The following is a 26,866-nucleotide window of genomic DNA, read 5'->3' on the forward strand; positions in this document are numbered from 1 at the left end:
AACTCCGCCCCATGGCAACACCTCCTCCAGGAAGTGTTGCACTTCGTTTGTGAACTCAGGGGACCCATAACCACAGGCCGTAGTTTGGCGAAGACTGGTGACTCCGATCTCGCGCCACAACTCCTGCCTGTGAGTATGGGTCCCGGCCTTCGCCGGGACGACGCTGAGGAGACAGCTCGCGCCAACCCTACGCCAGCGTATGCACGATCACCGGCCCCGCGGCGGCGTGCGCGTCGCCGGCGAGCAGCGGGCCGAGATTCTTCTCGATCCAGGCGATGGCGCGCTTGTTCGCCTCCTCGGCCTGCTCGAACTTGTCGAAGATCGAGATCGCGGTGACCGTGTCGTCGCCGGCATAGACGACGTAATAGGCGCGGAAACCGTCGACATCGCTGATGATCGGAACGGCGCCGTCCTTGATGCGACGCGTCAGCTCTTCCGCACTCCCGCTTTTCGCCTTGGCCTGACGGATGGCGGCATACATGGCATCCTCCCCTTCCGGCTGTTTGAAGCTTGGTGCTGTGAGCTTACACCTGACGGCAAACCCCGTCATCCTTGGTTAACCCCGCCCTAATCCGTCTCCCCGATCCGCAACCAACGGTTAAGCACGCCTCAACATCGCTGCCTTAGTCTCGCCCCACTCACTTTTCGCAAACAACGGCGGCCTATCCTGCCGGGCGAAGTGACATCAGGGGGTTCATCATGCGCATTGCGTTGCTGCTGACCGCGACCATCGTCGGCGCGCTCTTTGCCAATCCGTCCAGGGCCGGTTCGCTCGATGCCGACGCGGCGCAAGCGTTGCCGCCGGGCTTCCAGAGCTACCGCGGCTACATGTTCGACATCTCCGAGAACCGCGACCGCAAGGACGTCGACAAGCTCACCGAGAACCTCAAGAGCCAGATCGACGTCGTCGAAGGCGTCGGCCTCTCCCCGCGCGTGCTGCGCTTCTTCCACACCGTTCCGATCGTCGCGAGCGAGCTCGCCTGCCTCGACGAAGGCGCCGCCACCGCCTGCTACGGCCGGGTCACGCCGGACATGCAGCGCACCGCGCCCCGGGCCCTGACGGTCTGGGACCCCGCCAAGCAGCGCTGGACCAATCCCAATGCCGTCGACCTCGCGGTCGATTCGGGCCTCGGCGTGATCATGCTGCGGCCGGACATGATGCGCTACGAGAAGGAGGCCGTGCTGCTGCACGAGATGCTGCACGCCTTCCACGCGCGGCTGCTGCCGGACGGCTACGCCAACAAGGGCGTGATCGGCTATTATGCCCTGGCCAAGTCCAAGGACATGCTGCCCAAGGAATCCTATGCGATGAAGAACCCGATGGAGTTCTTCGCCGTCACCGCCAGCATCTTCCTCTCCGGAAAGAGCGAATTCCACGATCCCAAGTCGCGCGAGACGCTCAAGGAGAAGATGCCGGACTATTACAAATACCTCGTCGGCGTATTCGGCTTCGACCCCGACCCGGCAGCATCGAGCGGCCCGGTTGCCTCGCTGAAGTGAGGCGAAACACCGCCAGAACACAGAAGAGCCGCGCAAAATGCGCGGCTTTTTTGTTTTGGGTGCCGGAAGCTGCGGATGACGGGCGGCCGCCAATTGCCAAGGTGGGGCCCGATCTGCATAGTCCCGCCCGCATCGATACCTGTTTTCAAGAGGATGGAAGAACATGGCGGACGCCGACCTGGATGTCGTGATCCGGCAACTGGCCAGACAGCTGCATACGGGCCTGATGACCCGCGCCAAGGAGCGGCGGGATCGCTTCAACGGCCTTGCGGCCAAGGCCAAGGGCAAGGAGACCGGCGACCGCTTCAAGATGATGGCCAAGGCCACCATGGAGCAGGCCACCGCCGCCGCCAAGCGCCTGCAGATGTCCGCCGACAACGTCGCCGACAGCTACGCCCGCGCGATGCGCCTCGCCGCCAGCGCGCCTGTCACTGTGAAGGTGGAGAAGAAGGCGAAGGACGAGAAGCCGGCGAAGAAGGCCAAAGCCAAGAAGGCGAAGGCCAAGAAGGCGAAGTAAGCGCGGTCCCTTCCCTTCTCCCCTTGCGGGAGAAGGTGGCGCGAAGCGCCCGATGAGGGGTTCTCTCCACTCGCAAGATTGTTCGTGAGGATAGAACCCCCTCACCCGTCTCGCCGCTACGCGGCGAGCCACCCTCTCCCGCAAGGGAAGAGGGTGCAGCGGCGAATGCCGCTTTAGGTATCCCTACCGCCTTGGCGTGGTGAGCCGGGTCGGCTCGGCGCTGGCGAGTTCGGCGAGCTTGGCGCGCGCGGCATCGCGGGTGCGGACGTCCTTGCCGGGCGGAAGCGCCAGCGCTGCTTCGAAATCGGCGCGCGCGTCGTCGAGCTGGCCGCGGGCGAGAAATGCCAGACCACGGTCGAGGCGCGCCTGCGCATCGGAGGGATCGAGGCGCACCGCCGTGTTGTAGCTCAGGATGGCGCGGTCGAGATCGCCGGTGGCCGCGAGCGCGAGGCCGCGCTGGTGATAGGGCGCGGCGTGCTTGGGATCATGCGCGATCGCCTCGTCATAATCCTCGATGGCCAGCTCCAGATCACCGTTCTGCCGGCGTGCGAGCGCGCGGTCGCGATAGAGCGAGGCGCGGTTGGGATTGAGGTGGATGGCCTCGTCGAAATCGGCGATCGCCCGGCGGAAGTCGCCATGGCGCAACGCGATCCGTCCGCGTCCCTCATAGGCAAAGGCGATCAGCGAGCCGCGCAGCGGCGAGAAGCCGATCACGGCCGCGCAAATATCGGGATCGTCCTCGTCCCCGCAATTGACGACCATATGCGTGGACAGGCCGACGAGCACGGCCAGGACGATCAGCAATGGTACGGCAACTCTGGTCATCTTCGACGCCGGCCGGCATTGCGCCGGCCACGCATCCCCTTTCGAAGGAAATCTCACGGCGAGGTGTTAGCACCCGCCGCGACGATCCTGTGTGCGCCAGGTCACAAAGCCCCGCGCAAATCCTGCCCGGTTCCATCAGCCCCAGGGACCGCGTGAAGGACCACGTGAGGGACCGCGCCAGGACGAGCGGCCCCACGGGCCTTGCGGCGGATAGTTCTCGTTGGCGCCCAGCGACGGCGCCGCATGCGCGCCAAGCTCGGCCGCGAGCTGTTGAAGCGCCGCGATGCGGTTCTGCGTCGAGGGATGGGTGGTGAAGAGATTGTCCATACCATGCCCAGACAGCGGATTGATGATGAACATGTGCGCGGTCGCGGGATTGCGCTCGGCCTCAAAGTTCGGGACCTGGTGCGCGGCGCCCTCGATCTTCATCAGAGCCGAGGCGAGCCACATCGGCTGGCCGACGATGCGGCCGCCGAGATTGTCCGCTGCATATTCGCGGGTGCGGCTGATCGCCATCTGCACCAGCATGGCGCCGAGCGGGGCCAGGATCATCAGCAGGATCGAGCCGACGATGCCCGGGCCGCTGTTGTTGTCGCGATGACCGCCGAAGAACATGCCGAATTGGGCGAGCATGGAGATGGCACCCGCAATGGTCGCGGTGATCGTCATCAACAGCGTGTCGTGATGCTTGATGTGCGCGAGCTCGTGCGCGATCACGCCGGCGAGCTCCTCGCGGCTGAGCTGGTTCATCAGACCGGTGGTGACGGCGACTGCGGCGTTCTCGGGGTTGCGGCCGGTCGCGAATGCATTGGGCTGCGCCTCGTCCATCACGAATACGCGCGGCATGGGCAGGCCAGCGCGGCCCGCAAGTTCCGCAACGAGTCCGACCAGTTCCGGCGCACTGGCGCGATCGACCTGATGGGCGCCGTACATCGACAGCACCATGCGGTCGGAGTTCCAGTAGGTGAAGAGATTGGTCGCGGCAGCAATGACGAGCGCGATCATGGCACCGGAGGCCCCGCCAATCAGATAGCCCACCCCCATGAACAGGGCGGTGAGGCCTGCGAGCAGCATTGCGGTACGAAGATAGTTCATGGCCGTCTCCTGGAACGGCCGCGGGCAAGCCTCCGGCCGGCCCCTTCGAGGTATGGATGCAGGCAGCCGCTGCAAGGTTCGTGCGTCGCCGGGCCGCAGATTCATTGCGGTGCGGCCAGCCTTTCCCTCCTCGCTAAATCTTGACCGGGATTTACACAAAAACGCGCGTCGGCGCTTAGCAACCTGGAAAGCGCAGGCTCGGCTAAATCGGCGGTAGCCGGGCACACCGCATGGTTGTCGTGCATTGACCCGGTTCCGTTGACATTGCGTCAGCACGGTGACCGTCATGATCGATCGCTCTCGCGCCGCTTCCACCGAGCCAGCATCCGCTGCCCCGCCTCACGACGCCAAGGAGGCCAAAGGTGACGCCAAGGGATTGCAGGAGGCACTGCACGAGCAGCTGTTCGCCAATGACGACCACGGTCATTCGCCCGAGGCGCAGGCGCCGGCGGAACCGCAGCGGCGCTGGCCGCACCTGCGACGTGGCGCCAAGATCGCCATCGGCCTTGCCATCCTTGCCGTGTTCGGCTGGTTGCCGCTGCGCGCGATCTGGGAATATTCGAGCGTCGAGGCCGTGCTGAATTCCCGCCTCGTCACCCTGCGCACGCCGATCGGCGGTCGCGTGGTGGCCGCCCAGCGCCTGACCGATCAGGCCAGGTTAGACGCCGGCGCCGTGGTCTTGCGCGTGGTGAACTCGCGCGGCGACCGCACCCGGCTCGACGATCTCCGGCGGCAGAAATCGCGGCTGGAGAACGAGCGGCCGAGCCTCGCCGCCAAGCTCGCCTCCGCGCAAGCCGCGCAAAAGGACCTGGCGCGGCAGGCCGCGCAATTCCGCGACGGACGGGTGCTTCAGCTCGAGGCCCGCATTGCGGAGATCCAGACCTCGATCGAGGCGGCCGCGGCGCGGCGGGACGAGGCCAGCGCCGCCGTCGAGCGCGCCTCCTCGCTGGCGAAAACCGGCAATGTCTCGACCGTCGAGCTGGCGCGGCTGACGCGCGAGCTCTCGGTGTCGCAGCAGACCGAGCTCGGTGCACGCAAGCGGCTGGATGCCGCCAAGGTCGAGCTCACAGCGGCACGGAGCGGCTCCTTCCTCGGCGACAGCTACAACGATCGTCCGAGCTCGGTGCAGCGCGAGGAGGAGATGCGCCAGCGCGCCAGCGACCTCGAGGCCGATCTCGCACGCGTCGACACCGAGATCGCCTGGCTCGGCAGCGAGATCATCGTCGAGGAGGTCCGCTTCGCCGATCTCTCCGAGGCCAACATCACGACACCCGTCTCAGGGCGCGTCTGGGAGATGATGACCTCGCCCGGCGAGGACGTGCAGGCCGGCCAGCCCCTGCTCAAGGTGCTCGATTGCAGCAGCGCCGTCATCACCGCGAACGTCACCGAGAATGTCTACAACCGCCTGCAGCTCGGCGACCACGCGACATTCGAGCCGAACGACGGCGGCGCGCCGATCTCCGGCACCGTGGTCAATCTGACGGGCGCCGCCGGCGCGCCCGCCAATCTCGCCATCAATCCCGACGCGCTGAGCAAGGAGCCGTATCGCGTGACCGTTGCGCTTGCCGATGCCGCCGCCCACGGCTGCACGGTGGGACGCACCGGCCGCGTCGTGTTCGCAAGGCATGAGACCGCGCCGTGACGAGCGCGCTGACGCCCGGCCTGATAGCGCTCGGCGCCTTCCTGGCGATCGTGCCGCTGCTCCGGCGCGACAGCACGATGGCACGCTCATTCCTGGCCGTCGTGTCGCTGGTTCTCCTGCTGCGCTATCTCCAATGGCGCGTCACCGCGACCCTTCCTCCGCCGCATCTGACGGCGGATGCCGTGATCGGCTATCCTTTCATGCTGCTGGAGGCGGCTTCGCTGGTTGCGGTCTCACTGTCGCTGCTGTTCCTCAGTCGCACGCTCGACCGCACCAAGTCAGCCAGGATCGATGGCCGCGCCAGAGATCCGCGCGCGCCGCTGATCGACGTCTTCATCTGCACCTACAATGAGGAGCGATCGATCCTCGAGCGCACCATCATCGGCGCGACCGGCATGGCGTACGGCAATTATCGCGTCTGGGTGCTCGACGACGGAAGGCGACCCTGGCTGCGGCGGCTTTCGAGCGAACTCGGCTGCCATTATCTGACGCGGCCCGACAACCGCCACGCCAAGGCCGGCAACATCAATCATGCGCTCCGGCATGTCGGCGCGCTGCCGGAGCCGCCGCAATTCATCGCCGTTCTCGACGCGGATTTCGTGCCGCGGCCCGATTTCCTTTCGCGCACCGTCTCGCTGATGGACGATGCCTCGGTCGGCGTGGTGCAGACGCCGCAACACTTCATCAATCCCGACCCGATCCAGACCAACCTTGCCGCAACCGACGTCTGGCCGGACGAGCAACGCTTCTTCTTCGACATCCTGCTGCCGGCGAAGGATGCCTGGGGTGTCGCCTTCTGCTGCGGCACCTCGTCGCTCATTCGCTATGCCGGGCTGGTGCGGATCGGCGGGTTTCCGACCGACTCGGTGACGGAAGATTATCTCGTCACGCTGCGCCTGAAGGAATACGGGCTCAACACGATCTATCTCAACGAGCGATTGACCATCGGGCTCGCACCGGAAGGGTTGAAAGAATACATCACCCAGCGCGCCCGCTGGTGCCTCGGCCTGATGCAGATCGTGCGCGGCCGCAGCGGACCGCTGTCGCGGACGTCGAAGCTCTCCTTCATCGACCGGCTCTCGCTGGCCGATGCCTTCATGAGCTGGGCCGCGGTCTACACGTCGAAAGTGGCGGGGCTCGTGGTGCCCTGGCTGTTCCTGCTGTTCGGCATCAAGGCGGTTCGGGCCGACCTGACCGAGCTGCTGCGCTATTTTCTGCCGTTCTATGTCTGGCACGGTCTCACCATGGCCTGGCTGTCGCGCGGCCGCTCGCTCGCCATGATGACGGATGTCTCGCAACTCATCGCCGCGCCAGCGGTGCTGAAGGCGGTGGCAACCGGCCTGTTGAAGCCGAAAGGGCACAAGTTCAAGGTCACCGCGAAAGGCGGCGACCGTGACAGGCGTTTCGTCGAATGGCCGCTGCTGCGGCTCTATGGCAGCGCGCTTCTCATCACGCTCGCGGCCATCGCCTATGCCTTCATCCTGCATTTGCGCGGCGAGAACATCGCCTATGGCGGACTGGCGCTGGCCTGGAGCCTCTACAACGCGTTCATCCTCGCCGTGGTCTGCTTCGTCTGCATCGAGCAGCCGCGCAAGCGCAAGGCGGAGCGCTTCAACCGCAATGAGCCGGTGCTGCTGCGCCAGGACGGCAGGTCGCATCTGGCGCGGCTCGCCGACATCTCCATCACTGGCGCCCGGCTGATCGATCCCGATCCGCCGAGGCCCGGTAGCACGATCGAATGTCGCATCTACGGCCGCTCGATCGCCGCGATCGTGGTGCGGCGGACCACGGACGGATTCGCAGTCCGGTTCGAGGAGGGCATGGACACGCGCGTGCATGCGATCCGGGCCTTCTATGCCGGCGAATATGTCCGCGCCTATCAGGGCGTCCGGGCGCTGCCGGTCGGCAAAGCGCTGCTGATGCGGCTGTTCGGCTAGGGTCTGCACGCGTGAACGTCAGCTCACACGGTTAACGATTCCCTTCCGAGCGGAATCGCTTCGAAGTTTGTTAAATTTTGCTGGGTACCTCTTTTGGGCATGATGACCTGGGGTACGACATGAGCAAGCGGGCCAAACGCAAGAAGGCAGAGGCCCTCGCAATACCCATGGCTGCGAGAGTTGCAATTGCGGCCGTGGCTGTCGCCGCAGCGGGATACGGTTTGCTGTTTCACCCCGCGAGCGTGCAGCCGGCGCGGAAGCCGTCCGCGCTCCAGGCCCAGGCCTCGTCAACGCCGGTCTACGTGGCAACGCCAGCTCGTGCATCGGCGCCGGTTGCGGCCGCGGCTACGGCTGCGATTCCGATTCCGATTCCGGCCCCGGCGCCTCTGGTCGAACCACCAAAAGCCGACGCCGGCGTTCCCGGAGCACTTGCTCGGCAAGTGGTTGACTACGCCAGCCGTCAGGCCCCGGGCACCGTGATCATCGATACCGGAAACACATTCCTTTATTTCGTGCTGAACGACAGGCAGGCGATGCGCTATGGCATCGGTGTCGGCCGCGAAGGTTTCACGTGGTCGGGTGAACAGACTGTAGCCCGCAAGGCAGAATGGCCGGACTGGCATCCGCCTGCCGAGATGGTTGGGCGTCAACCTTATCTGCCGCGGTTCATGGCGGGGGGCCCCGGCAATCCGCTCGGCGCCCGGGCGATGTATCTCGGCGAGACCGAATATCGCATTCACGGCACCAACAACCCCGATACGATCGGGAAGAAGGTTTCATCCGGCTGTATCCGGCTGACCAATGACGACGTCGTGGACCTCTATGAGCGCGTGAAAGTCGGAGCGAAAGTGATCGTGCTTCCGGCAACGGCTGCCCGCCGACCATCGCAGGGACCGACGCCCGACGCCGCTTTCCGATTGCCGGACCCGGCATCGCCGTCGAAGCGGCCCCTGGCAGCCAACGCGCAGATGTTGTCACCCGGACCGAAGATCGCCGAAGCCGTCCGGTAAACGCACGGCGAGCGCCCGGTCGCGAACCAGACTGGATGAGCCGGCCTGGCCTTGAGGGGATGGCCTGGGGCCGTCACTTCACATAAACTTCGGGCGAATCCACGCCCGCCTCCCCGCCGGAACCCCTATGCTCCAGACCCGATTTGCGATCGCGGCCGTCGCGCTCCTCGCATGCTCAGCCACCGCCTCTGCCCAATTCGTACCGCCGCCCGCAAGGCCTGTGGCGCCCAAGGCCAGCGCGCCCTCGCCGCGCGCGGCCTCGTGCCATAACGGCGCGAGCTTCGATCGTTTCCTCGCCGACGTGAAGCAACAGGCCGTCGCGGCCGGCGTCTCGCAGCGAACGATCGCGGAGGCCTCGCCCTACCTCGTCTACGACCAGGGCATCGTCAACCGCGACCGCGGCCAGCGCGTGTTCGGTCAGCTCTTCACCGAGTTCGCGGGACGCATGGCCGCGCCCTATCGCATGCAGAACGGCCAGCAGCACATCAAGAACCACGCCTCTGCATTCGCGCGCGCGGAAAAGGAGTATGGCGTGCCGCCGGCGGTGATCGCCGCGTTCTGGGGCCTGGAGAGCGATTTCGGCGCCAACATGGGCAACCTGCCGACGCTGAAATCGCTGGTCTCGCTCGCCTATGACTGCCGGCGCTCGGAGATGTTCGTGAACGAGACCATCGCCGCGCTGAAGATCATCGATCGCGGCGATCTCACGACCGACGAGATGGTCGGCTCCTGGGCCGGCGAGCTCGGGCAGACGCAATTTCTGCCGGTGCATTACGTCAACTATGCCGTCGACTATGACGGCGACGGACGGCGCGATCTGCTGCGCAGCGAGGACGACGTGATCGGCTCGACCGCGAACTACATCGCCAACGGCTTGAAATGGCGGCGCGGCGAGCCGTGGCTGGAAGAGATCAAGGTGCCGCAGAACCTGCCATGGGAGCAGACCGATCTCACCGTGCAGCAGCCGCGCTCGAAATGGGCGCAGCTGGGCGTCACCTATCCCGACGGACGGCCGCTGCCGAACGACAATCTGCCGGCCTCCGTGCTGCTGCCGATGGGACGGACCGGCCCTGCCTTCATGGCCTATGCGAATTTCGCGGCCTATACCGAGTGGAATAACTCGCTGATCTATTCGACCACCGCAGGCTATCTCGCCACCCGCATCGCGGGCGCACCGCCGATGCGCAAACCGGCCGTGCCGGTCGCGCAACTGCCGTTCAATGAGCTGAAGCAATTGCAGCAGCTTCTGGTCCAGGCCGGTTACAATGTCGGCAAGGTCGACGGCGTGCTCGGCCAGCAGAGCCGCGCCGCCGTGAAGGCGATGCAGATCAAGTTCGGCCTTCCCGCGGATTCCTGGCCGACTGCCGAGCTGCTCGCCCGCATGCGCGGCGGCACGGCACAGGCGCAACCGACGGGGATTGTGCGGTAGAATTTTCGCATCGCACAAGCCGCTTTCGCGATTGTATTTTTCCATGAGGCTCCCATGTGAGTGGCTCAGGTTTTCTCCTGAGAATTCCACTCATTGAAGCGAGCATCACATGTCCTTCTACGACGCCGTCGTCCCCGCCTATTTGCAAATGCTGAACAGCCTGACCGGCCTGCTCACCAAAGCCGAGGCGCATTGCGCGGCGAAGAAGATCGATCCGAGCGTGTTGCTCGGCTCGCGCCTGTTCCCGGACATGCTGCCGCTGTCGAAGCAGATCCAGCTCGTCAGCGATTTCGCTGCCAAGGGCTGCGCGCGGCTGACCCATAGCGAGGTGCCGTCGAACCCCGATACGGAAAAGACGTTTGAGGAGCTGAAGCAGCGGCTCGCCAAGACCATCGACTATGTGAAGTCGTTCAAGCCCGAGCAGTTCGAGGGTGCCGAGACCAAGGACGTCACCTTCCCGGCCGGCCCCGACAAATCCATCACCATGAAGGGGCAGCAATTCTTCAGCGCGTTCTCGCTGCCGAACTTCTATTTCCACGCGGCGACCACTCACGGCATTTTGCGCCACAACGGCGTCGAGATCGGCAAGCGCGATTTCATGGGCGCGAACTGACTTGTCAAATCGCACGGCGGCGGCAGTCAAAATCCGCTGCCGTCGCCGGAATTGCACATGAATTATGCTACGCGGGCTTTGCCGCGTAGCTCGCCTGCACTTTCCGTATGGCTCGTCTCTTGCGCCTGATGTCGCGATGCACAAGTGTTCGGGACCTCTCACCGCCTGGAAGCATTCTCATGAGCCGTTCGACCAAATTGTTTGAGACCTACAAGCTCGGCCCGATCACGCTGGCCAACCGCCTCGTCATGGCGCCGCTGACGCGCAACCGCGCGGTGCCCGGCACGTTCGTCCCCGGCGCGCTCGCCGCCGACTATTACGGCCAGCGCGCCTCCGCGGGCCTCTTGATCACCGAAGCGAGCCAGGTCTCGCAACAGGGCCAGGGCTACCAGGACACCCCCGGCATCTACAGCAAGGAGCAGGTCGCCGGCTGGCGCAAGGTCACCGACAAGGTGCATGAGCGTGGCGGCAAGATCTTCATCCAGCTCTGGCATGTCGGCCGCATCTCGCATGTCGATCTGCAGGCGAATGGCGCGGCCCCGGTGGCGCCGAGCGCGATCCGCGCCAAGGGCAAGACCTTCGTCAACGGCAGCTTCGCCGACGTCTCCGAGCCGCGCGCGCTCGAGCTGTCCGAAATTCCCGGGATCATCGACGACTTCAAGCGCGCGACGAAGAATGCGCTGGAAGCGGGCTTCGACGGCGTCGAGATCCATGGTGCCAATGGCTATTTGCTCGAGCAGTTCGCCAAGGACGGCGCCAACAAGCGCACGGACGCCTATGGCGGCTCGATCGAGAACCGCGCGCGGCTGATGCTGGAGGTCTCCAAGGCCGTCGTGGCCGAAGCCGGCGCCGATCGCACCGGCATCCGCATCTCGCCGGTGACGCCGGCCAACGATATCTCGGATTCCAATCCGCAGGCGCTGTACGACCACATCGTCGACGGCCTCAGCGCGCTGAAGCTGGTCTATCTCCACGTCGTCGAAGGCGCCACCGGCGGGCCGCGCGACATCGCCCCGTTCGACTATGCGTCCCTGCGCAAGCGCTTTGCCGGCGCCTACGTCGCCAACAACGGCTACGATTTCGATCTCGCCAGCAAGGTGCTGGAGGCGAATGCGGCCGATCTCATCGCCTTCGGCAAGCCGTTCATCTCCAACCCCGACCTCGTCGAGCGCTTGAAGGCGGGTGCGGCGCTGAACGACTGGGACAAGAACACGTTCTACGGCGGCGGCGCGAAGGGGTATACGGACTACCCGACGCTGGCGGCCGAGCCGGCGGAGTAGTTTCTTCTCCCTCTCCCCGCTTGCGGGGAGAGGGTTGGGGTGAGGGGGAGTCTCCCCGGGGACGGAGGCAGTTGGACTCGCGGAGAGTCCCCCTCACCCGGAATCCGCGCTTTCAGCGCGCATTCCGGCCTCTCCCCGCAAGCGGGGAGAGGCGAAGAAAGAAAAGGCCGGGATCGCTCCCGGCCTTTTGTGTTTGATGACGCTACGCGCTGCTTACTTCGCTTCCGCGCGCTTCGGGGGAGTGGCCGGCCACGACTTGATCAGCGCGTCGTAGTCGACGGTCTCGCCCTTCGGCTTCTCGTTCGCGAGCTTGCGCTGCGGAGCGATGGTGCCGTCCTTCTGGGCCTTGGCGAACCAATGCTCAGCAGTCTCCTTCTTGTTCAGCTTCGGACCGCAGGCACCCTGCACGTTCGACTTCTCGAGACGCTCGAGCACCGAGTCCTGGGCGGCTGCGAGCGCATCCATCGCGGCTTGCGGCGTCTTGGTACCGGACGACGCATCGCCGATGTTCTGCCACCACAGCTGCGCGAGCTTCGGATAGTCAGGCACGTTGTTGCCGGTCGGGGTCCACTGCACGCGGGCGGGCGAGCGGTAGAACTCGATCAGGCCGCCGAGCTTCGGCGCACGCTCGGTGAACGACTTATCCCAGATATCGGACTCACGGATGAAGGTGAGACCGACATGGCTCTTCTTCAGCGACACCGACTTGGAGACGATGAACTGCAGATAGAGCCAGGCCGCCTTGCGGCGATCTGCCGGCGTCGACTTCAGCAGCGTGGCGGAGCCGGCGTCCTGATAGCCGAGCTTCATGCCTTCCTTCCAGTACGAGCCGTGCGGCGACGGAGCCATACGCCATTTCGGCGTACCGTCCGCGTTCATCACCGCGATGCCCGGCTTCACCATGTCGGCGGTGAAAGCGGTGTACCAGAAGATCTGCTGGGCGATGTTGCCCTGCGCCGGCACCGGACCTGCTTCGGAGAAGGTCATGCCCTGAGCCTGCGGCGGAGCATACTTCTTCAGCCACTCGAGGTATTTGGTGATCGAGTAGACCGCGGCCGGACCGTTGGTGTCGCCACCACGCTCGACCGAGGAGCCGACCGGGCGGCAGCCTTCCATGCGGATGCCCCACTCGTCGACCGGCAGACCGTTCGGAATGCCCTTGTCGCCGTTGCCGGCCATCGACAGCCAGGCGTCGGTGAACCGCCAGCCGAGCGACGGGTCCTTCTTGCCATAGTCCATATGGCCGTAGACCTTGACGCCGTTGATCTCCTTGATGTCGTTGGTGAAGAACTCGGCGATGTCTTCATAGGCGGACCAGTTCACGGGCACGCCGAGCTCGTAGCCGTACTTGGCCTTGAACTTGGCCTTGTAGTCGGGGTTGGTGAACCAGTCGTAGCGGAACCAGTAGAGGTTCGCGAACTGCTGGTCGGGCAGCTGATAGAGCTTGCCGTCCGGACCGGTGGTGAACGACTTGCCGATGAAGTCGTTGACGTCGAGCATCGGGTCGGTGACGTCCTTGCCTTCGCCGGTCATGTAATCCGACAGGATCACGGTCTGACCGTAGCGGAAGTGCGTGCCGATCAGGTCGCTATCGTTGATCCAGCCGTCATAGACGTTCTTGCCGGACTGCATCTGGGTCTGCAGCTTCTCGACGACGTCACCTTCCTGGATGAGGTCGTGCTTGAGCTTGATGCCGGTGAGCTCGGAGAACGCCTTGGCCAGCGTCTGCGACTCGTATTCGTGGGTCGTGATGGTCTCGGAGACGACGTTGATCTCCATGCCCTTGAAGGGCTCGGCCGCCTTGGCGAACCACTCCAGCTCCTTCTTCTGGTCTTCCTTCGACAGCGTCGAGGGCTGGAATTCCGCGATCCACTTCTGGATCACGGCCTCGTCGGCGGCGCGGACCGGCGCCGAGACGGCGAACGACACCGCAACGATCGCGGCGACGCTGGACATGGTCAGAAAACTATTCTTGGTCAATGGACCTTTCCTTCTCCTAAACTGTCGCATGTTGTTCCTCCGTTGCAGCGACAAACTTTTATACAGGCCCGGGTTGGTCCCGGATCTGGCCGTCCCTTCGCGAGCTTCAGACCGTGCGGAAAATGAGCGCGGCCGTGACCAGCGAAATTCCTGATGCGAGCCACAGGCTCGAGATCTCAAACCCTTCCTCGCCGATCGGCAGCGTGGCGATCGCGTCGGTGCCGACGAGGCCGATCCAGAGCAGATGGATGACGGCCGCGGCGATCAGCGAGATGAACAGGCGGTCGCCTCGCGTGGTCGGAATAGTGAGCACGCCGACGCGCTCGGCTTCGGGATAGACCGCGGCGAGGTACGTCATGACCGCGAGGGTGCAGGCGAGCGCGGCGAAGAAGATCGCGGTCGGCAGCGTCCACGCCATCCATGCGATGGATTCCATGTGAGCCTCCCCTTACACGCGGCCAAGCGCGAAACCGCGCGCGATGTAGTTGCGGACGAACCAGATCACCAGCGCACCCGGAATGATGGTGAGCACGCCGGCGGCTGCCAGCAGGCCCCAGTCCATGCCCGAGGCCGACACCGTGCGGGTCATGATCGCGGCGATCGGCTTGGCGTGCACCGAAGTGAGCGTGCGCGCCAGCAGCAGCTCGACCCAGGAGAACATGAAGCAGAAGAAGGCGGCGACGCCGATGCCGCTCGCGATCAGCGGCACCAGGATCTTGATGAAGAAGCGCGGGAAGGAATAGCCGTCGAGGAAGGCGGTCTCGTCGATCTCGCGCGGCACGCCTGACACGAAGCCTTCGAGGATCCACACCGCCAGCGGAACGTTGAAGATGCAGTGCGCGAGCGCGACGGCCCAGGGCGTGTCGAACAGCCCGATCGCCGAATAGAGGTTGAAGAACGGCAGCGCATAGACCGCCGCCGGCGCCATGCGGTTGGACAGCAGCCAGAAGAACAGATGCTTGTCGCCGAGGAAGCGGTAGCGCGAGAATGCATAGGCCGCCGGCAGCGCCACCGAGATCGAGATGATGGTGTTGAGGACGACGTATTCGAGCGAGTTGATGTAACCGGAATACCAGCTCTCGTCGGTGAAGATGCGCTTGTAATGCTGCAGCGTCGGGGTGTGCGGCCACAGCGTCATCGTCGAGACGATCTCGCTGTTGGTCTTGAAGCTCATGTTGATGAGCCAGTAGATCGGCAGCAGCAGGAAGATCAGGAACAGCCCCATGATGAGGCGGCGGCCGGGGATCGAATGCATCAGGCCACTCCTTCCTTTGGCTTGAGCGCTGGCACGGGCTTGAGCGCGGCCGAAGGCTTCGGCTCCGCCGCCGGCTCGCTCTCCGCCTGAACCTTCCGCTCGACACCGGCATTGGTCATGACGGTATAGAAGATCCAGCAGACGATCAGGATGATCAGGTTGTAGACCAGCGACAGCGCCGCGGCCTTGCCGAGGTCGAACTGGCCGAGCGCGATCTTGACGAGCTCGATCGACACGAAGGTGGTGGAGTTGCCGGGGCCGCCGCCGGTGACGACGAACGGCTCGGTGTAGATCATGAAGCTGTCCATGAAGCGCAGCAGCACCGCGATCAGCAGCACGCGGTTCATCTTCGGCAGCTGGATCGCCTTGAACACCGCCCAGCGCGAGGCGCCGTCGATCTGGGCGGCCTGGTAATAGGCATCCGGGATCGACTTCAGGCCGGCATAGCAGAGCAGCGCGACGAGGCTGGTCCAGTGCCAGACGTCCATCACGATGACCGTGACCCAGGCGTCGACCTCATTGGAGACGTAATTGTAGTCGATGCCGATGGCGTTCAGCACATAGCCGAGCAGGCCGATGTCGGGCCGGCCGAAGATCTGCCAGATCGTGCCGACCACGTTCCACGGAATCAGCAGCGGCAGCGCGAGGATGATCAGGCAGGCCGCCACGGTCCAGCCCTCGCGCGGCATCGACAGCGCTACGACGATGCCGAGCGGCACCTCGATGGCGAGGATCACCATCGAGAAGAACAGATTGCGGCCGAGCGAGGCGAGGAAGCGGCCACCGAGATCGGTCGAGGGATCGAGCAGCTCCTTGAACCAGCCGACGCCGTTCCAGAAGAACTGGTTGTTGCCGAAGGTATCCTGCATCGAATAGTTCACCACCGTCATCAGCGGCAGCACCGCGGAGAAGGCGACGACCAGGAACACCGGCAGCACCAGGAACCAGGCTTTTTGGTTGACGGTCTTGTCCATCAGGCGGCTCCCTCCACCAGAAGGCTGTCGGCATAGACGTGGACGTGCGACGGATCGAATTTCAGCCCGGCGCTGCCGTCCGAGCTCGTGAAGCCCGCCGGCGCGCGCGCCGCGAGCTTGGCATCGCCGAGGCGCGCACGGGCAAAGCGGATGCGGCCGAGATCGTCGATGCGCTCGATCTTGGCGGTGAGCAGGCCGGGTGCGGGTGCGACCACCTCGACGAACTCGGGGCGCACGCCGATCTCGATCTTGGCGCCGGCCGGAAGCTTGTCGTAAGCACGGTTCAGCGCGATGACGTGGCCGTCGATCAGCGCCTCGCGCCCCCTCACCTCGGCCGGCAGGATGTTCATGCCGGGCGAGCCGATGAAATAACCGACGAAGGTATGCGCCGGCTTGTCGAACAGTTCGGCCGGCGTGCCGCTCTGCACGACGCGGCCGTCATGCATGACGACGACAGTGTCGGCGAAGGTCAGCGCCTCGGTCTGGTCGTGGGTGACGTAGATCATCGTGAGGTCGAGCTCGCGATGCAGCGCCTTCAGCTTGGAGCGGAGCTGCCATTTCAGCTCGGGATCGATCACCGTCAGCGGCTCGTCGAACAGCACGGCGGCAACGTCGTTGCGCACGAGGCCGCGGCCGAGCGAGATCTTCTGCTTGGCGTCGGCCGTGAGCCGCGTCGCCTTGCGGTTCAGATAAGGCTCGAGGTCGAGCAGGCGGCCGATCTCGGCGACGCGCCTGTCGATATCGGCCTTCGGCACGCCGCGGTTCTTCAGCGGAAACGCCAGGTTCTGCCCCACCGTCATGGTGTCGTAGATCACCGGAAACTGGAACACTTGGGCGATGTTGCGCTTCTGGGTTGACAGCGGTGTGATGTCCTTGCCGTCGAACAGGATTTTCCCCCGCGACGGCGTGATGATGCCGGAGATGACGTTGAGCAGCGTGGTCTTGCCGCAGCCGCTTGGGCCAAGCAGCGCATAAGCGCCGCCTTGCCGCCAGGTCATGGTGACAGGCTTGAGCGCAAAACTCTCCTGCGGCGCATCATTGCCGCCGTAGGAATGGGCGAGATCGACGAGGTCAATGCGGGCCATCGCGCATCTCCCCCTTACGAGCCCGGTGCCGCGACCAAACGGTCGGCGGCATCGAAGACGAAGACATCATTGGGATTGAGCACGGCATCGATGGTCTGGCCCGGCTCGAACTCGTGCACGCCGTGCAGCACCGCCACCCAGTTCAATCCGTCGCGGGTCAAATGCACAAAGCTCTCCGAACCGGTGATTTCGGTCACCGTCACCGTGGCATGGAAGGCGTGGCGGTCGGCCTCACCATTGGCAAGCCCGAGCTGATGGGCGCGGAAGCCGACGCGGTAGGTGCCGTCGGCGAGCGACGAATAGAGTCCCGAGGCCGGCGACGCCGTGCCGCCGGCATAGGCGACGTGCCCGTTCTTCTTCTCGATGCCGACGAGATTGAGCGGCGGATCGGAAAACACCTGCGCGACGCGCAAGGTCTGCGGCCGGCGGTAGACGTTGGCGGTCTCGCCCATCTGCAGCGCCTGCCCCTCCCACATGCACACCGTATTGCCGCCGAGCAGCAGCGCTTCGGTCGGCTCGGTGGTGGCATAGACGAAGATCGCGCCGGAGGCTTCGAAGATGCGCGGCAGCTCGGCGCGCAGCTCCTCGCGGAGCTTGTAGTCGAGATTGGCGAGCGGCTCGTCGAGCAGCACGAGATCGGCGCCCTTGACCAGGGCACGCGCGATCGCGGTGCGCTGCTGCTGGCCGCCGGAGAGCTGGAGCGGCGTCCGTTTCAGGAACGGCTCGAGCCGCAGCAGCTTCGCGGCCTCCGCCACGCGCGTCTCGATCTCCTCGCGCGGCTTGCCCTGCACACGCAAAGGCGACGCGATGTTCTCGTAGACCGTCAGCGAGGGGTAGTTGATGAACTGCTGATAGACCATCGCGACCGAACGCTGGCGCACGTCGGCGCCGGTGACGTCCTTGCCGCCAACCAGCACCCTGCCCGTGGTCGGCTTGTCGAGGCCGGCGAGCAGCCGCATGATCGAGGTCTTGCCCGACAGCGTCGGCCCGAGCAGCACGTTGAGCGTGCCGCTCTCGAGCGTCAGCGAGACGTCGCGAATGTGCTCGACACCGTCGACGGTCCGGGTCACGTGATCGAGTGTCACGCTCATGAGCGTCCTCCCGCTTCGAGCAGGGGACTTTGCGACACGGAGTGGGCCCTGATCCAGTCATCAAGCGCCCCGATCTCGTCGGCAGATAGTCGCAGGCCGAGCTTGGAACGGCGCCAGACGATGTCCTCGGCGGTGACGGCCCATTCGTTGGCCATGAGGTAGCGGACCTCGCGCTCGGTCAGCGTGGCGCCAAAGGCCTGGCCGAGATCGGCGGCCGACTTGGCATCGCCGAGCAGCTTGATGGCGCGGGTGCCATAGGCGCGCGCGAGGCGCCGCGCATGCTCATGGCCGAGGAAGGGATAGCCGCGCTGCAACTCCACGATCAGGCCGTCGATATCGGACACGTTCATGTCGCCGCCCGGCAGCGGCCATTTTCCGGTCCAGCCCTCGCGCGCTTTCGCACTGCGGAGATAGGGCGCAAGCCGCTCCAGCGCCTCCTCGGCGAGGCGGCGATAGGTCGTGATCTTGCCGCCATAGATCGACAGCAGCGGAGAGCCGCCGGGCGTGTCGAGCTCGAACACGTAGTCGCGCGTCGCGGCCTTGGCTTCGCTCGCGCCGTCGTCATAGAGCGGCCGCACGCCGGAATAGGTCCAGACCACGTCCTCCGGCGTCACGGGCTTGGCCAGATATTCGCTCGCCGCGGTGCAGAGATATTGGATCTCCTCCGGCGTCGCCTTCACCTTGGCGGGATCGCCGTCATAGTCGCGATCGGTGGTGCCGATCAGCGTGAAATCGTCCTGGTACGGGATCACGAAGATGATGCGGCCGTCGGCATTCTGGAACATGTAGGCGCGGTCGTGGTCGTAGAGCTTCTTGACCACGATGTGCGAGCCCTGGACGAGACGCACCTTGGCTTTCGCATTGACGCCGGCGCCGCGGCCGAGCACGTCCTCGACCCAGGGACCGCCGGCATTGACCAGCGCCTTCGCCCGGATCTGCGAGCGCTCGCCGGTGAGCGTGTTGAGCATGCTGACGGTCCAGACGCCGTCGGCCTGGCGGATCTCGGTGGCGCGGGTGCGGGTGCGGATCTCGGCGCCCTTGTCGGCGGCATCGCGCGCGTTGAGCACGACGAGGCGGGCGTCGTCGACGAAGCAGTCCGAATATTCGAAGGCGCGGCTGTAGCGGTTCGGGATCAGCGGCTTGCCGACCTCGTCGCGCTTGAGGTCGACCGAGCGTGTGGCGGGCAGCAGATGGCGGCCGCCGATGTGGTCGTAAAGGAAGAGGCCGAGGCGCAGCAGCCAGGCCGGGCGCAGGCCGGCGTGATGCGGCAAGACGAAACGCAGGGGGCGGATAATGTGGGGCGCGATGCCCCAGAGAATCTCGCGCTCGATCAGCGCCTCGCGGACCAGCCGAAACTCGTAATATTCGAGATAGCGCAGGCCGCCATGCACCAGCTTGGTCGACCAGGACGAGGTCCCGGACGCCAGATCGTTCATTTCGCACAGGAAAACCGTGTTGCCCCGGCCCACCGCGTCGCGCGCGATGCCGCAGCCGTTAACACCGCCTCCGATGATGGCGAGATCGAAAATACGCTCCAACAGACGCATCCCCCGGCGACCGCTCGTTCCTTCGAGCGGCTACTTTCGTTTTTGATTAGATCACACCGAAAAACGAAAGCAAGATGAAAGAGAGGCGAAAGGAAGTGAAAGAGGAACTTTTTGGTGGGCAAAAGGCTGCGGGAATGAGCAGCTTCGACGGCAATTCGAGAAGCAGCAGCGCCCTTGAATGATCCAATTCACAGAATTATAGTCATAATAGTCATATTGGTTTTCAGCTTGCATGGCCGACCGAAACACTGCACCCGACGCACTTCCGACTGATGACACCTGGACGCTCGCCAACGCCAAGGCGCGGCTGTCCGAGGTGATCGACCGCGCCCAAGCTGGCCCGCAGGTCATCACCCGACACGGCAAGCCCAACGCGGTGGTCGTTTCCGCCGAGGAATGGGCGCGCAAGACCGCACGCAAAGGCACGCTCGCCGAATTTCTGCTGGCCTCGCCGCTGCGCGGCGCCGACCTCGACCTTGAACGCGTGCACGACGCACCACGCGACGAAATGCCGTGAACCTGTTGCTCGACACCAACGTGCTCTCGGAGATTCAGCGGCCCGCACCTTCGCCGAAAGTTCTGGCATGGCTCGATACGGTCGATGAGGATCGCGCGTTCATCAGCGTCGCCTCTATCGCGGAGCTTCGCCGCGGCATCGCATTGCTGGAGGATGGCCGCCGGCGCACCGCGCTGGCCGCCTGGCTTGCCCACGATCTGCCGGCGCGGTTTGCCGAACGAGTCCTACCGATCGACCATGCGGTGGCGGAGCGCTGGGGCGATCTGATGGCTCAGAGCCGCAGGAGCGGCGTTGCGTTGTCAGTGATGGACGGCTTCTTTGCGGCGACCGCGCTCGCAAACAGCCTCACGCTGGTAACGCGCAATGTAAAGGATTTTGCGACGTTCGGCGTCCCGCTGCTCAATCCGTGGGACGACGTATAGGACCCTATCTCAGCCGCACCACCGGTGCGGCTTCCGGTGCTGCATCCTGGGCATCGGCCTGCGGATCATCGATGTCGGCCCCCTTCGGCATCGCCTCGACCACCTCGATGCCCTTGCTGTGGCAGATGGTGGCGAGGCGCTCGGGCAGCTCCTGGTCGGTGACGAAGGTCTGGATCTGGGTGATGTGGGCGATGCGCACCGGTGCGCTGCGGCGGAGCTTTGTCGAATCGGCGACCAGCATGACGCTGCGGGCATTGGCGATGATGGCCTGCGCCACCTGCACCTCGCGATAGTCGAAGTCGAGCAGCGCGCCCTCCTCGTCGATCGCGGACGCCCCGATGATGGCGTAGTCGACCTTGAACTGGCCGATCAGCTGCGTCGCGGTCGAGCCGACCACGGCGCCATCGGCGCGCCGCACCGTGCCGCCGGCGACCACCACCTCGATGCGCGGATGGCGGTACAGCAGCATCGCGACGTTGAGGTTGTTGGTGATGACGAGCAGATCCTCATGCGAGGTCAGCGCGCTCGCGACCTCCTCCGTCGTGGTGCCGATGTTGATGAAGAGCGAGCAGCCGTTCGGGATCAACGAGGCGGCCGCAGCCCCGATCGCCTTCTTCTCGTCGGCGGCGACGAAGCGGCGCGCCTCATAGGCGAGGTTCTCGACGCCGGAGGCGATGATGGCGCCGCCGTGGATGCGGGTCAGCGATCTCCGCTCGCAGAGATCGTTGAGATCCTTGCGGATGGTCTGCGCCGAGACCTCGAACCGGCGCGCGAGCTCCTCGACCATGACACGGCCGGACGCGCGCGCGATGTTGAGGATTTCGGCTTGGCGATGGGTCAATCCGGTCACGGCAACGCCCTCAAATCAGAATGATGCATGGTGCGGCGGTTCGCGCCTTCGGTCAATGCGGGCGCCAATCACGGTTAACGGACGAAGGGCCCTCACCACGCCATTTCTTACCAAGTCATGGCGGCGGCAAGACGCGCGAGCAGGTCCGGATCGTCGTAGGCGCTCGCGGAAGCGACCGCGCCGGCGGCAACAAGGTCAGCATGGCTGAGAGTGGTGCGCATCCCGATGGTCGGGATACCGGCGGCCGTCGCCGACTCAATGCCGGTGCGGGAATCCTCGAACGCGATCGAGGCTTGCGCGCTGGCGCCGACGAAGCGCAAGCCTTCCTGATAGGGCAGCGGATGCGGCTTGCCGTGCGGCAGCTCGGCACCGATCACGAGCGCCTTGAAACGGTGCGTGATGCCGAGGCCGGAGAGCAGCAGCTCGGCGTTGAGACGCGGCGCGTTGGTCACGGCCACCATGGGAATGCCGGCGCTGTCGGCCCGGTCGAGCAGCGCCATCAGGCCCTGCAGCGGCACGATCTGCCCAGCCACCAGGTCGCGAAAGATCGTCTCCTTCTCGTCGAGGATCGCGAGGCGCCGTTCCGGCGATTCGTCGGGCAGAAATCGCTCGCCGATCGACACGTTGGAAAAGCCCTGGAGCTCGCGCTTGAAGCGCTCGTCATCGACGACATGACCGCGCGGCGCGAACACGCGATGGAATGCCTCGCGATGAAGGGGGTCCGTGTCTGCCAACGTGCCGTCGATATCGAACAGCAACGCCCGGCCCATCTTCTCCCTTTTCGCCTCGATCATTTCCGTACTTTCCCAAATGTGCGATGCATCGATGCGCGAGACGTATCAATACGGCCCCGATCGCGCAATGACGCATCCACATGACGACAATGCGACACTCGACAAAGGCGCGCGCGGCTGCAACACTCTCGCCAAGACCAAAAAGGAGGAAACGATGACGATCAACCGACGCGATCTGGCTCTCTCGACTCTGGCGGTTTCCGCGCTCGCTCTCACCACATCGGCGCTGGCCGCTTCAGCAGACGAGGACGCCGTGGCGAAGAAGGTCGAGGCCTTCCGCCTCGCCCAGATCGCGGCCGACCCGAAGGCGCTCGGCGCGCTGTGCTGGGACGATCTGAGCTACAGCCATTCCAGCGGCAAGGTCGAGGACAAGGCGACCTTCATCACCAACGCCACCGACGGCAAATCAAAGTTCCTGTCGATCGAATACAAGGACCCGACCATCAAGGTCGTCGGCCCCGCCGCCATCGTGCGCTTCCACTGGCTGGGAGAACAGGAGATGGCAGCCGATGGGAAAAAAGTATCGACCAACCTTCACATCCTGATGAACTGGCAGAAGCAGGGCGACGAGTGGAAGCTCTTGTCGCGGGCCGCGACGAAGTTGTGATGACGTTCTCACCCTCTCCCCCTGTGGGAGAGGGTGGCATAGGCGGCCTTTGGCCGCCGTTCTTAAAAACGCCGGAGCTTTGCTTCGGCGTTCTCTTAAGGCACGGCCGCCGAAGGCGGCCTATGCGACCTTCTCCCACATCCGCCTTCGCCAGGGCTTCGGCGGACATGAGGGGAGAAGAAAGTGCAGCGGCATCAAGGGCGGCAAAAAATTCCGACCACGCTTCGCGTGTCAGAAATCGCGCTGCCTGGCGCAATGCAGCGTATTGCGACCTGACGCTCGACAAAATCAAGTGCGGCTGCAACAGTGGGCGCAAGATCAAGGGACGGAGGATATGATGACACTGAATCGCGATCATGCTGCCACGACGGACTACGAGGCGGTGGCAAAGAACGTCGAGGCATTTCGCCTCGCCCAGATCGCGGCCGATCCGAAGGCGCTCGGCGCGCTGTGCGCGGACGATTTGAGCTACAGCCATTCCAGCGGCTTCCTCGAGGACAAGGCGGCTTTCATCGCCAACGCCACCGACGGCAAGACCGAGTTCCTGTCGATTACGTACAAGGATCCAACCATCAAGATCGTCGGTCCCGCCGCGATCGTACGCTTCCACTGGCTGGCCGAGATGATGACCGGCGGACAGAAAGTGGCAAACAGCCTTCACATCCTGATGAACTGGCTGAAGCAGGGCGACGATTGGAAGCTGTTGTCCCGCTCCGCGACGAAGTTGTGATGAAGTTCTTACCCTCTCCCCTTGTGGGAGAGGGTGGCTCGCCGCAACGCGGCGAGACGGATGAGGGGTCTCTCTCCGCGATTGACCTCTCACAGTTGAATTTGCGGAAGCAGACCCCTCATCCGGCGCTTCGCGCCACCTTCTCCCACAAGGGGAGAAGGAAGGGGCTGCAAAAAATTCCGACCACGCTTCGCGCGTCAGAAATTACCCGCGGCAGGCGCTTACTTACGCCGCCTCCTTCACATCGCCATTCAACAGCCTGCGCGCGGCGCGCTCGGCTTCGCGTGCGTTGCGGAAGAGCTGGCCTTCGAGGCGATTGAACAGGTGAGACGAGGCGAAGAAGCAGTAACCGCCCTGACCGCGAACGACGATGCCCGCGGTCTCTGAATTCACTTCGATGATGTAGCTATCCGGCATGCCCGTAGATCCTCAGTGCGGGCAGATAACGGCATCTCTGCCCTTTGGTTCCTAGGGCAAATCAACCGGTTTCCACCCCGAATCGACCTGCAAATCAGTACGCCGGGACCTCATCCGTTTTATGACCCGTTCTTGGCAAAGCCGCGACGCGACGACTCGCGCGCGCCGCGTTTCGTGTGCTGCAAGTTTTCGTGAGACGAGACAGAGCGTCGCGCGCGATTACGTCGCGATGACAGCGTCGCCCGAACGAACCGCCTGCGGGCGACCATGTTCGTCGATCGAGACGTAGGTGAAATTGCCATCGGTGACGAGAAACGGATGCTCCTCCCCGCGCCGCAATGCCCAGGCTTCCAGATGCACGGTCATCGAGGTGCGCCCCACACGCACGAGGTTGGCGTAGACGGAGACGAGATCGCCGACATAGACGGCTTTGCGAAAATTCATCGCCTCGATCGCGACCGTGACGGTGCGCGACTTCGCGACCTTTGACGCAAACACGCCGCCGCCGACGTCCATCTGGCTGAGCAGCCAGCCGCCGAAGATGTCGCCGTTCGCGTTGGTATCGGCCGGCATCGCCAGCGTGCGGATGCAGAGATCGCCGCTCGGCCCAGTGTTCGCCTGTTCGTTCATGCCTCGCTCACTTGCGATTGCTCACTTGAAATTGTCCCAACCCGGATCGGGCGCGAAGCGCTCGCCGAATCGCTCCGCCAGCGCACGCAGGGTGGATACAATGTTTTCCGCGCCGCGCGTGCGCGCATAGTTCAGCGGACCGCCGCGGAACGGTGCATAACCCGTGCCGAAGATCATGGCCCCATCGACCGCATCGGCGTCATCGACGATGCCCTCACGAAGCGCCGCGACGCAGACATTCGACATCGGCAGCACCAGGCGGTCGATCATCTGGTCGGTGACGCGCGGGCCGGTCTCCGGCAACGGCGCCTTCTCCGCCTTGCCGTCCTTCCAGGTGTAGAAGCCCTTGCCGGTCTTGCGGCCGAGCTCGCCCTTGGCCACCTTCTCGCGCAGCCAGGCCGGCGTCGGCGGCAGCAGGTCACCGAACTTGGTGCGCAGCATGTCGCCGACGTCGAGGCAGATGTCGAGCCCGACCTGGTCGGCGAGCTCGATCGGCCCCATCGGCATGCCGAACTGCTCGGCCGCGGCGTCGATCAGGCGCTGGTCGGTCTTCTCGTCCAGCATCACCATGGCTTCGAGCATGTACGGCGTCAGCGCGCGGTTGACGAGGAAGCCGGGCGAGCTCTTCACGGACAGCGGCAGGCGATCGATCGCACCGACGAAGGCGAGCGCGTCTTTCAGCACCTGCGCGTCATTGCCGTCATGACTGACGACCTCCACCAGTTGCAACCGCGACACCGGATTGAAGAAATGCAGGCCGACCAGCCGCTCCGGTCGCGCCAGCGTGGTGCGCAGATCCTGCAGCGGAATGCTCGATGTATTGGTCGCGAGGATCGCGCCCGGCTTCATTCGGGGCTCGAGGCCGGCATAGACCTTTTGCTTCAGCTCGAGCTTTTCCGGCACCGCCTCGATGATGAGATCGGCGTTGCGGACGCCCTCGCCGTCCATGTCGGGGATCAGGCGATCGAGCGCGTCGCGCACGTCGGTGGGCTTGCGGATGATCTTGCCGTAGAGGTCGGCGGCGCGCTTCACCGCGCCGGCGATCGGCTCCGCCTTCATGTCGGCCAGCGAGACGCGCACCCCCTGCCCCGCACACCACCCCGCGATGTCGCCGCCCATGGCGCCGGCGCCGATGACATGGACATGCTTCACCGTGTTGCCGGAGCCTGCCGCCTTCTTCATCTGCTCGCGCAGGAAGAACACGCGGATCAGGTTCTGCGCCGTCGGCGTCACCATCAGCTTGGCGAATGAGGCCTGCTCGGCCTTCAGCATCGCGGCCTTGCTGCCGCCATGGGTCTCCCAGAGATCGATCAGCGCGTAAGGCGCGGGGTAGTGCTCGCGGGATGCGGCCTTCGCCGCCTCTGCACGCATGCGCTTGGCCAGCAGTCCGCGCACCGGTCCGAGATTGGCCGCGCGGGTCAGCAGGCCGGGCTTGGCCCGCTTCAGCCGGCCAAACAACACGTCTTTCACGGCACCACGGACGTGGCGCTCCTGCGTCACGGTGTCGACGAGGCCGAGCGATTTGGCGCGGCGTGCATCGATGGTGCGGCCGGTCAGCATCAGCGCCATCGACTGCGTCGGGTTGACGAGCGCAGTGAAGCGCGCAGTGCCGCCGAGGCCGGGATGCAGGCCCAGCATCACCTCCGGGAAGCCGAAGCGCGCGCCGTCGATCGCGATGCGTGCCTGACAGGCCAGTGCGACCTCGAGGCCGCCGCCGAGACAGAAGCCATGGATGACCGCGACCGTCGGCAGTTTTAGCGCTTCCAGATGATCGACCACCGCATGCGCGGCGCGGATACGTGTCTCGACCACTTCAGGGTCGGATGCGCCGCGGAATTCGTTGACGTCGGCACCGGCGATGAAGCCGGACGGTTTTGCCGAACGGATCACGAGGCCCGCGGGACGCTCGGTTTCGATCGCCGCGAGCGCGGCGTCGAACTCCTCCATCACGTCCGAGGACAGCGTGTTGGCGCTGGCGCCGTCACGGTCGAACAGCAGCCAGGCAACGCCGTCGGCATCGCGCGTCAGCTTGAAATGCTTGTATGGACCATCGGTCGCAGGTTGCGGCCCGAGCGTGAGGACGTGATCGCCGAGCGCGGTCATGATCTTGGAATCCATG

Annotated in this window: 27 protein-coding genes; 12 read left to right on the forward strand and 15 right to left on the reverse strand. The window is 64.8% G+C overall.

From position 1 onward, the window contains the following. Positions 1 to 187: 187 nt before the first annotated feature. Positions 188 to 481 (reverse strand): antibiotic biosynthesis monooxygenase, encoded by a 294-nt coding sequence (locus tag JQ603_RS36535; RefSeq protein ID WP_212348016.1) that lies wholly within the window; start codon positions 479 to 481, stop codon positions 188 to 190. A gap of 218 nt (positions 482 to 699) precedes the next feature. On the opposite strand from JQ603_RS36535, the gene JQ603_RS36540 reads away from it, so the two are divergent. After that, complete coding sequence (locus JQ603_RS36540) at positions 700 to 1,500, forward strand: hypothetical protein (RefSeq protein WP_212348019.1); 801 nt, start codon at positions 700 to 702, stop codon at positions 1,498 to 1,500. Between the two features lie 163 nt (positions 1,501 to 1,663). Next, positions 1,664 to 2,017, forward strand: coding sequence for a hypothetical protein (locus tag JQ603_RS36545; RefSeq protein ID WP_212348021.1), 354 nt, complete (start codon positions 1,664 to 1,666; stop codon positions 2,015 to 2,017). 183 nt (positions 2,018 to 2,200) lie between these two features. On the opposite strand, the gene JQ603_RS36550 is transcribed toward JQ603_RS36545, so the two are convergent. Beyond that, complete coding sequence (locus JQ603_RS36550; RefSeq protein ID WP_212348024.1) at positions 2,201 to 2,842, reverse strand: tetratricopeptide repeat protein; 642 nt, start codon at positions 2,840 to 2,842, stop codon at positions 2,201 to 2,203. Between the two features lie 135 nt (positions 2,843 to 2,977). Beyond that, positions 2,978 to 3,937, reverse strand: a complete 960-nt coding sequence (gene htpX, locus JQ603_RS36555) for a zinc metalloprotease HtpX (protein WP_212348027.1) — start codon at positions 3,935 to 3,937, stop codon at positions 2,978 to 2,980. 286 nt (positions 3,938 to 4,223) lie between these two features. On the opposite strand from htpX, the gene JQ603_RS36560 reads away from it, so the two are divergent. From JQ603_RS36560 to JQ603_RS36585, 6 genes are all read left to right on the forward strand, one after another. Next, positions 4,224 to 5,579, forward strand: coding sequence for an HlyD family secretion protein (locus tag JQ603_RS36560; protein ID WP_212348030.1), 1,356 nt, complete (start codon positions 4,224 to 4,226; stop codon positions 5,577 to 5,579). Then, entirely contained in the window at positions 5,576 to 7,516 is a 1,941-nt protein-coding gene (locus tag JQ603_RS36565; RefSeq protein ID WP_212348033.1) for a glycosyltransferase, read from the forward strand. The genes JQ603_RS36560 and JQ603_RS36565 overlap by 4 nt, the downstream gene beginning before the upstream one ends. A 119-nt stretch (positions 7,517 to 7,635) precedes the next feature. Further along, positions 7,636 to 8,526, forward strand: coding sequence for a L,D-transpeptidase (locus JQ603_RS36570; RefSeq protein WP_212348035.1), 891 nt, complete (start codon positions 7,636 to 7,638; stop codon positions 8,524 to 8,526). Between the two features lie 127 nt (positions 8,527 to 8,653). Further along, positions 8,654 to 9,955: a lytic murein transglycosylase gene (locus JQ603_RS36575; protein WP_212348038.1), complete on the forward strand. Its 1,302-nt coding sequence runs from the start codon at positions 8,654 to 8,656 to the stop codon at positions 9,953 to 9,955. Between the two features lie 109 nt (positions 9,956 to 10,064). Then, positions 10,065 to 10,568 carry a DUF1993 domain-containing protein gene (locus tag JQ603_RS36580; RefSeq protein WP_212348040.1) on the forward strand — a complete coding sequence of 168 codons (504 nt, stop codon included), beginning with the start codon at positions 10,065 to 10,067 and terminating at the stop codon, positions 10,566 to 10,568. A gap of 179 nt (positions 10,569 to 10,747) precedes the next feature. Next, positions 10,748 to 11,848, forward strand: a complete 1,101-nt coding sequence (locus tag JQ603_RS36585) for an alkene reductase (protein ID WP_212348043.1) — start codon at positions 10,748 to 10,750, stop codon at positions 11,846 to 11,848. Between the two features lie 213 nt (positions 11,849 to 12,061). Here the strand turns inward: JQ603_RS36585 and JQ603_RS36590 are convergent, their stop codons facing one another. The 7 genes from JQ603_RS36590 to glpD form a co-directional block, all read right to left on the reverse strand. Then, a complete protein-coding gene (locus JQ603_RS36590) occupies positions 12,062 to 13,804 on the reverse strand; it encodes an ABC transporter substrate-binding protein (protein WP_212348199.1) in 1,743 nt (580 codons plus the stop codon). Positions 13,805 to 13,934: 130 nt separating this feature from the next. Then, positions 13,935 to 14,264 (reverse strand): DUF2160 domain-containing protein, encoded by a 330-nt coding sequence (locus tag JQ603_RS36595; protein ID WP_212348046.1) that lies wholly within the window; start codon positions 14,262 to 14,264, stop codon positions 13,935 to 13,937. 12 nt (positions 14,265 to 14,276) lie between these two features. After that, positions 14,277 to 15,083 carry a carbohydrate ABC transporter permease gene (locus JQ603_RS36600; protein WP_212348049.1) on the reverse strand — a complete coding sequence of 269 codons (807 nt, stop codon included), beginning with the start codon at positions 15,081 to 15,083 and terminating at the stop codon, positions 14,277 to 14,279. Then, positions 15,083 to 16,057 (reverse strand): carbohydrate ABC transporter permease, encoded by a 975-nt coding sequence (locus tag JQ603_RS36605; protein WP_212348051.1) that lies wholly within the window; start codon positions 16,055 to 16,057, stop codon positions 15,083 to 15,085. Before JQ603_RS36605 ends, JQ603_RS36600 begins: the two co-directional genes overlap by 1 nt. Then, the gene (locus JQ603_RS36610; RefSeq protein ID WP_212348054.1) at positions 16,057 to 17,142 is read right to left on the reverse strand and encodes an ABC transporter ATP-binding protein; all 1,086 of its coding nucleotides are present in this window, start codon (positions 17,140 to 17,142) and stop codon (positions 16,057 to 16,059) included. The genes JQ603_RS36605 and JQ603_RS36610 overlap by 1 nt, the downstream gene beginning before the upstream one ends. Positions 17,143 to 17,156: 14 nt before the next feature. Further along, a complete protein-coding gene (locus JQ603_RS36615) occupies positions 17,157 to 18,233 on the reverse strand; it encodes an ABC transporter ATP-binding protein (RefSeq protein ID WP_212348057.1) in 1,077 nt (358 codons plus the stop codon). Continuing rightward, positions 18,230 to 19,780: a glycerol-3-phosphate dehydrogenase gene (glpD, locus tag JQ603_RS36620; RefSeq protein ID WP_212348060.1), complete on the reverse strand. Its 1,551-nt coding sequence runs from the start codon at positions 19,778 to 19,780 to the stop codon at positions 18,230 to 18,232. The genes JQ603_RS36615 and glpD overlap by 4 nt, the downstream gene beginning before the upstream one ends. A 232-nt stretch (positions 19,781 to 20,012) precedes the next feature. Here glpD and JQ603_RS36625 point away from each other — a divergent pair, with 232 nt between their 5' ends. Together JQ603_RS36625 and JQ603_RS36630 are read left to right on the forward strand one after the other, a co-directional pair. After that, positions 20,013 to 20,297: a type II toxin-antitoxin system Phd/YefM family antitoxin gene (locus JQ603_RS36625; RefSeq protein ID WP_212348063.1), complete on the forward strand. Its 285-nt coding sequence runs from the start codon at positions 20,013 to 20,015 to the stop codon at positions 20,295 to 20,297. Beyond that, positions 20,294 to 20,719, forward strand: coding sequence for a type II toxin-antitoxin system VapC family toxin (locus JQ603_RS36630; RefSeq protein ID WP_212348066.1), 426 nt, complete (start codon positions 20,294 to 20,296; stop codon positions 20,717 to 20,719). The genes JQ603_RS36625 and JQ603_RS36630 overlap by 4 nt, the downstream gene beginning before the upstream one ends. Positions 20,720 to 20,723: 4 nt before the next feature. Here JQ603_RS36630 and JQ603_RS36635 read toward each other — a convergent pair whose 3' ends face one another. Further along, positions 20,724 to 21,569 (reverse strand): DeoR/GlpR family DNA-binding transcription regulator, encoded by an 846-nt coding sequence (locus JQ603_RS36635; RefSeq protein ID WP_211409579.1) that lies wholly within the window; start codon positions 21,567 to 21,569, stop codon positions 20,724 to 20,726. A 107-nt stretch (positions 21,570 to 21,676) separates the two neighbouring features. Continuing rightward, a complete protein-coding gene (locus JQ603_RS36640) occupies positions 21,677 to 22,363 on the reverse strand; it encodes an HAD family hydrolase (protein WP_212348069.1) in 687 nt (228 codons plus the stop codon). A 154-nt stretch (positions 22,364 to 22,517) separates the two neighbouring features. On the opposite strand from JQ603_RS36640, the gene JQ603_RS36645 reads away from it, so the two are divergent. Both JQ603_RS36645 and JQ603_RS38480 read left to right on the forward strand, forming a co-directional pair. Then, positions 22,518 to 22,970, forward strand: a complete 453-nt coding sequence (locus JQ603_RS36645; protein ID WP_212348072.1) for a nuclear transport factor 2 family protein — start codon at positions 22,518 to 22,520, stop codon at positions 22,968 to 22,970. 334 nt (positions 22,971 to 23,304) lie between these two features. Further along, a complete protein-coding gene (locus JQ603_RS38480; protein ID WP_018645287.1) occupies positions 23,305 to 23,700 on the forward strand; it encodes a DUF4440 domain-containing protein in 396 nt (131 codons plus the stop codon). A gap of 225 nt (positions 23,701 to 23,925) precedes the next feature. On the opposite strand, the gene JQ603_RS36655 is transcribed toward JQ603_RS38480, so the two are convergent. The 3 genes from JQ603_RS36655 to JQ603_RS36665 form a co-directional block, all read right to left on the reverse strand. Then, positions 23,926 to 24,117: a hypothetical protein gene (locus JQ603_RS36655; RefSeq protein WP_212348075.1), complete on the reverse strand. Its 192-nt coding sequence runs from the start codon at positions 24,115 to 24,117 to the stop codon at positions 23,926 to 23,928. Between the two features lie 219 nt (positions 24,118 to 24,336). After that, a complete protein-coding gene (locus JQ603_RS36660; RefSeq protein ID WP_212348078.1) occupies positions 24,337 to 24,747 on the reverse strand; it encodes an acyl-CoA thioesterase in 411 nt (136 codons plus the stop codon). A 21-nt stretch (positions 24,748 to 24,768) separates the two neighbouring features. After that, entirely contained in the window at positions 24,769 to 26,865 is a 2,097-nt protein-coding gene (locus JQ603_RS36665) for a 3-hydroxyacyl-CoA dehydrogenase NAD-binding domain-containing protein (RefSeq protein WP_212348080.1), read from the reverse strand. Between the last annotated feature and the right edge of the window lies 1 nt (position 26,866).

The sequence above is a fragment of the Bradyrhizobium liaoningense genome (assembly GCF_018130825.1).
GTDB classification, from domain to species: domain Bacteria; phylum Pseudomonadota; class Alphaproteobacteria; order Rhizobiales; family Xanthobacteraceae; genus Bradyrhizobium; species Bradyrhizobium liaoningense_B.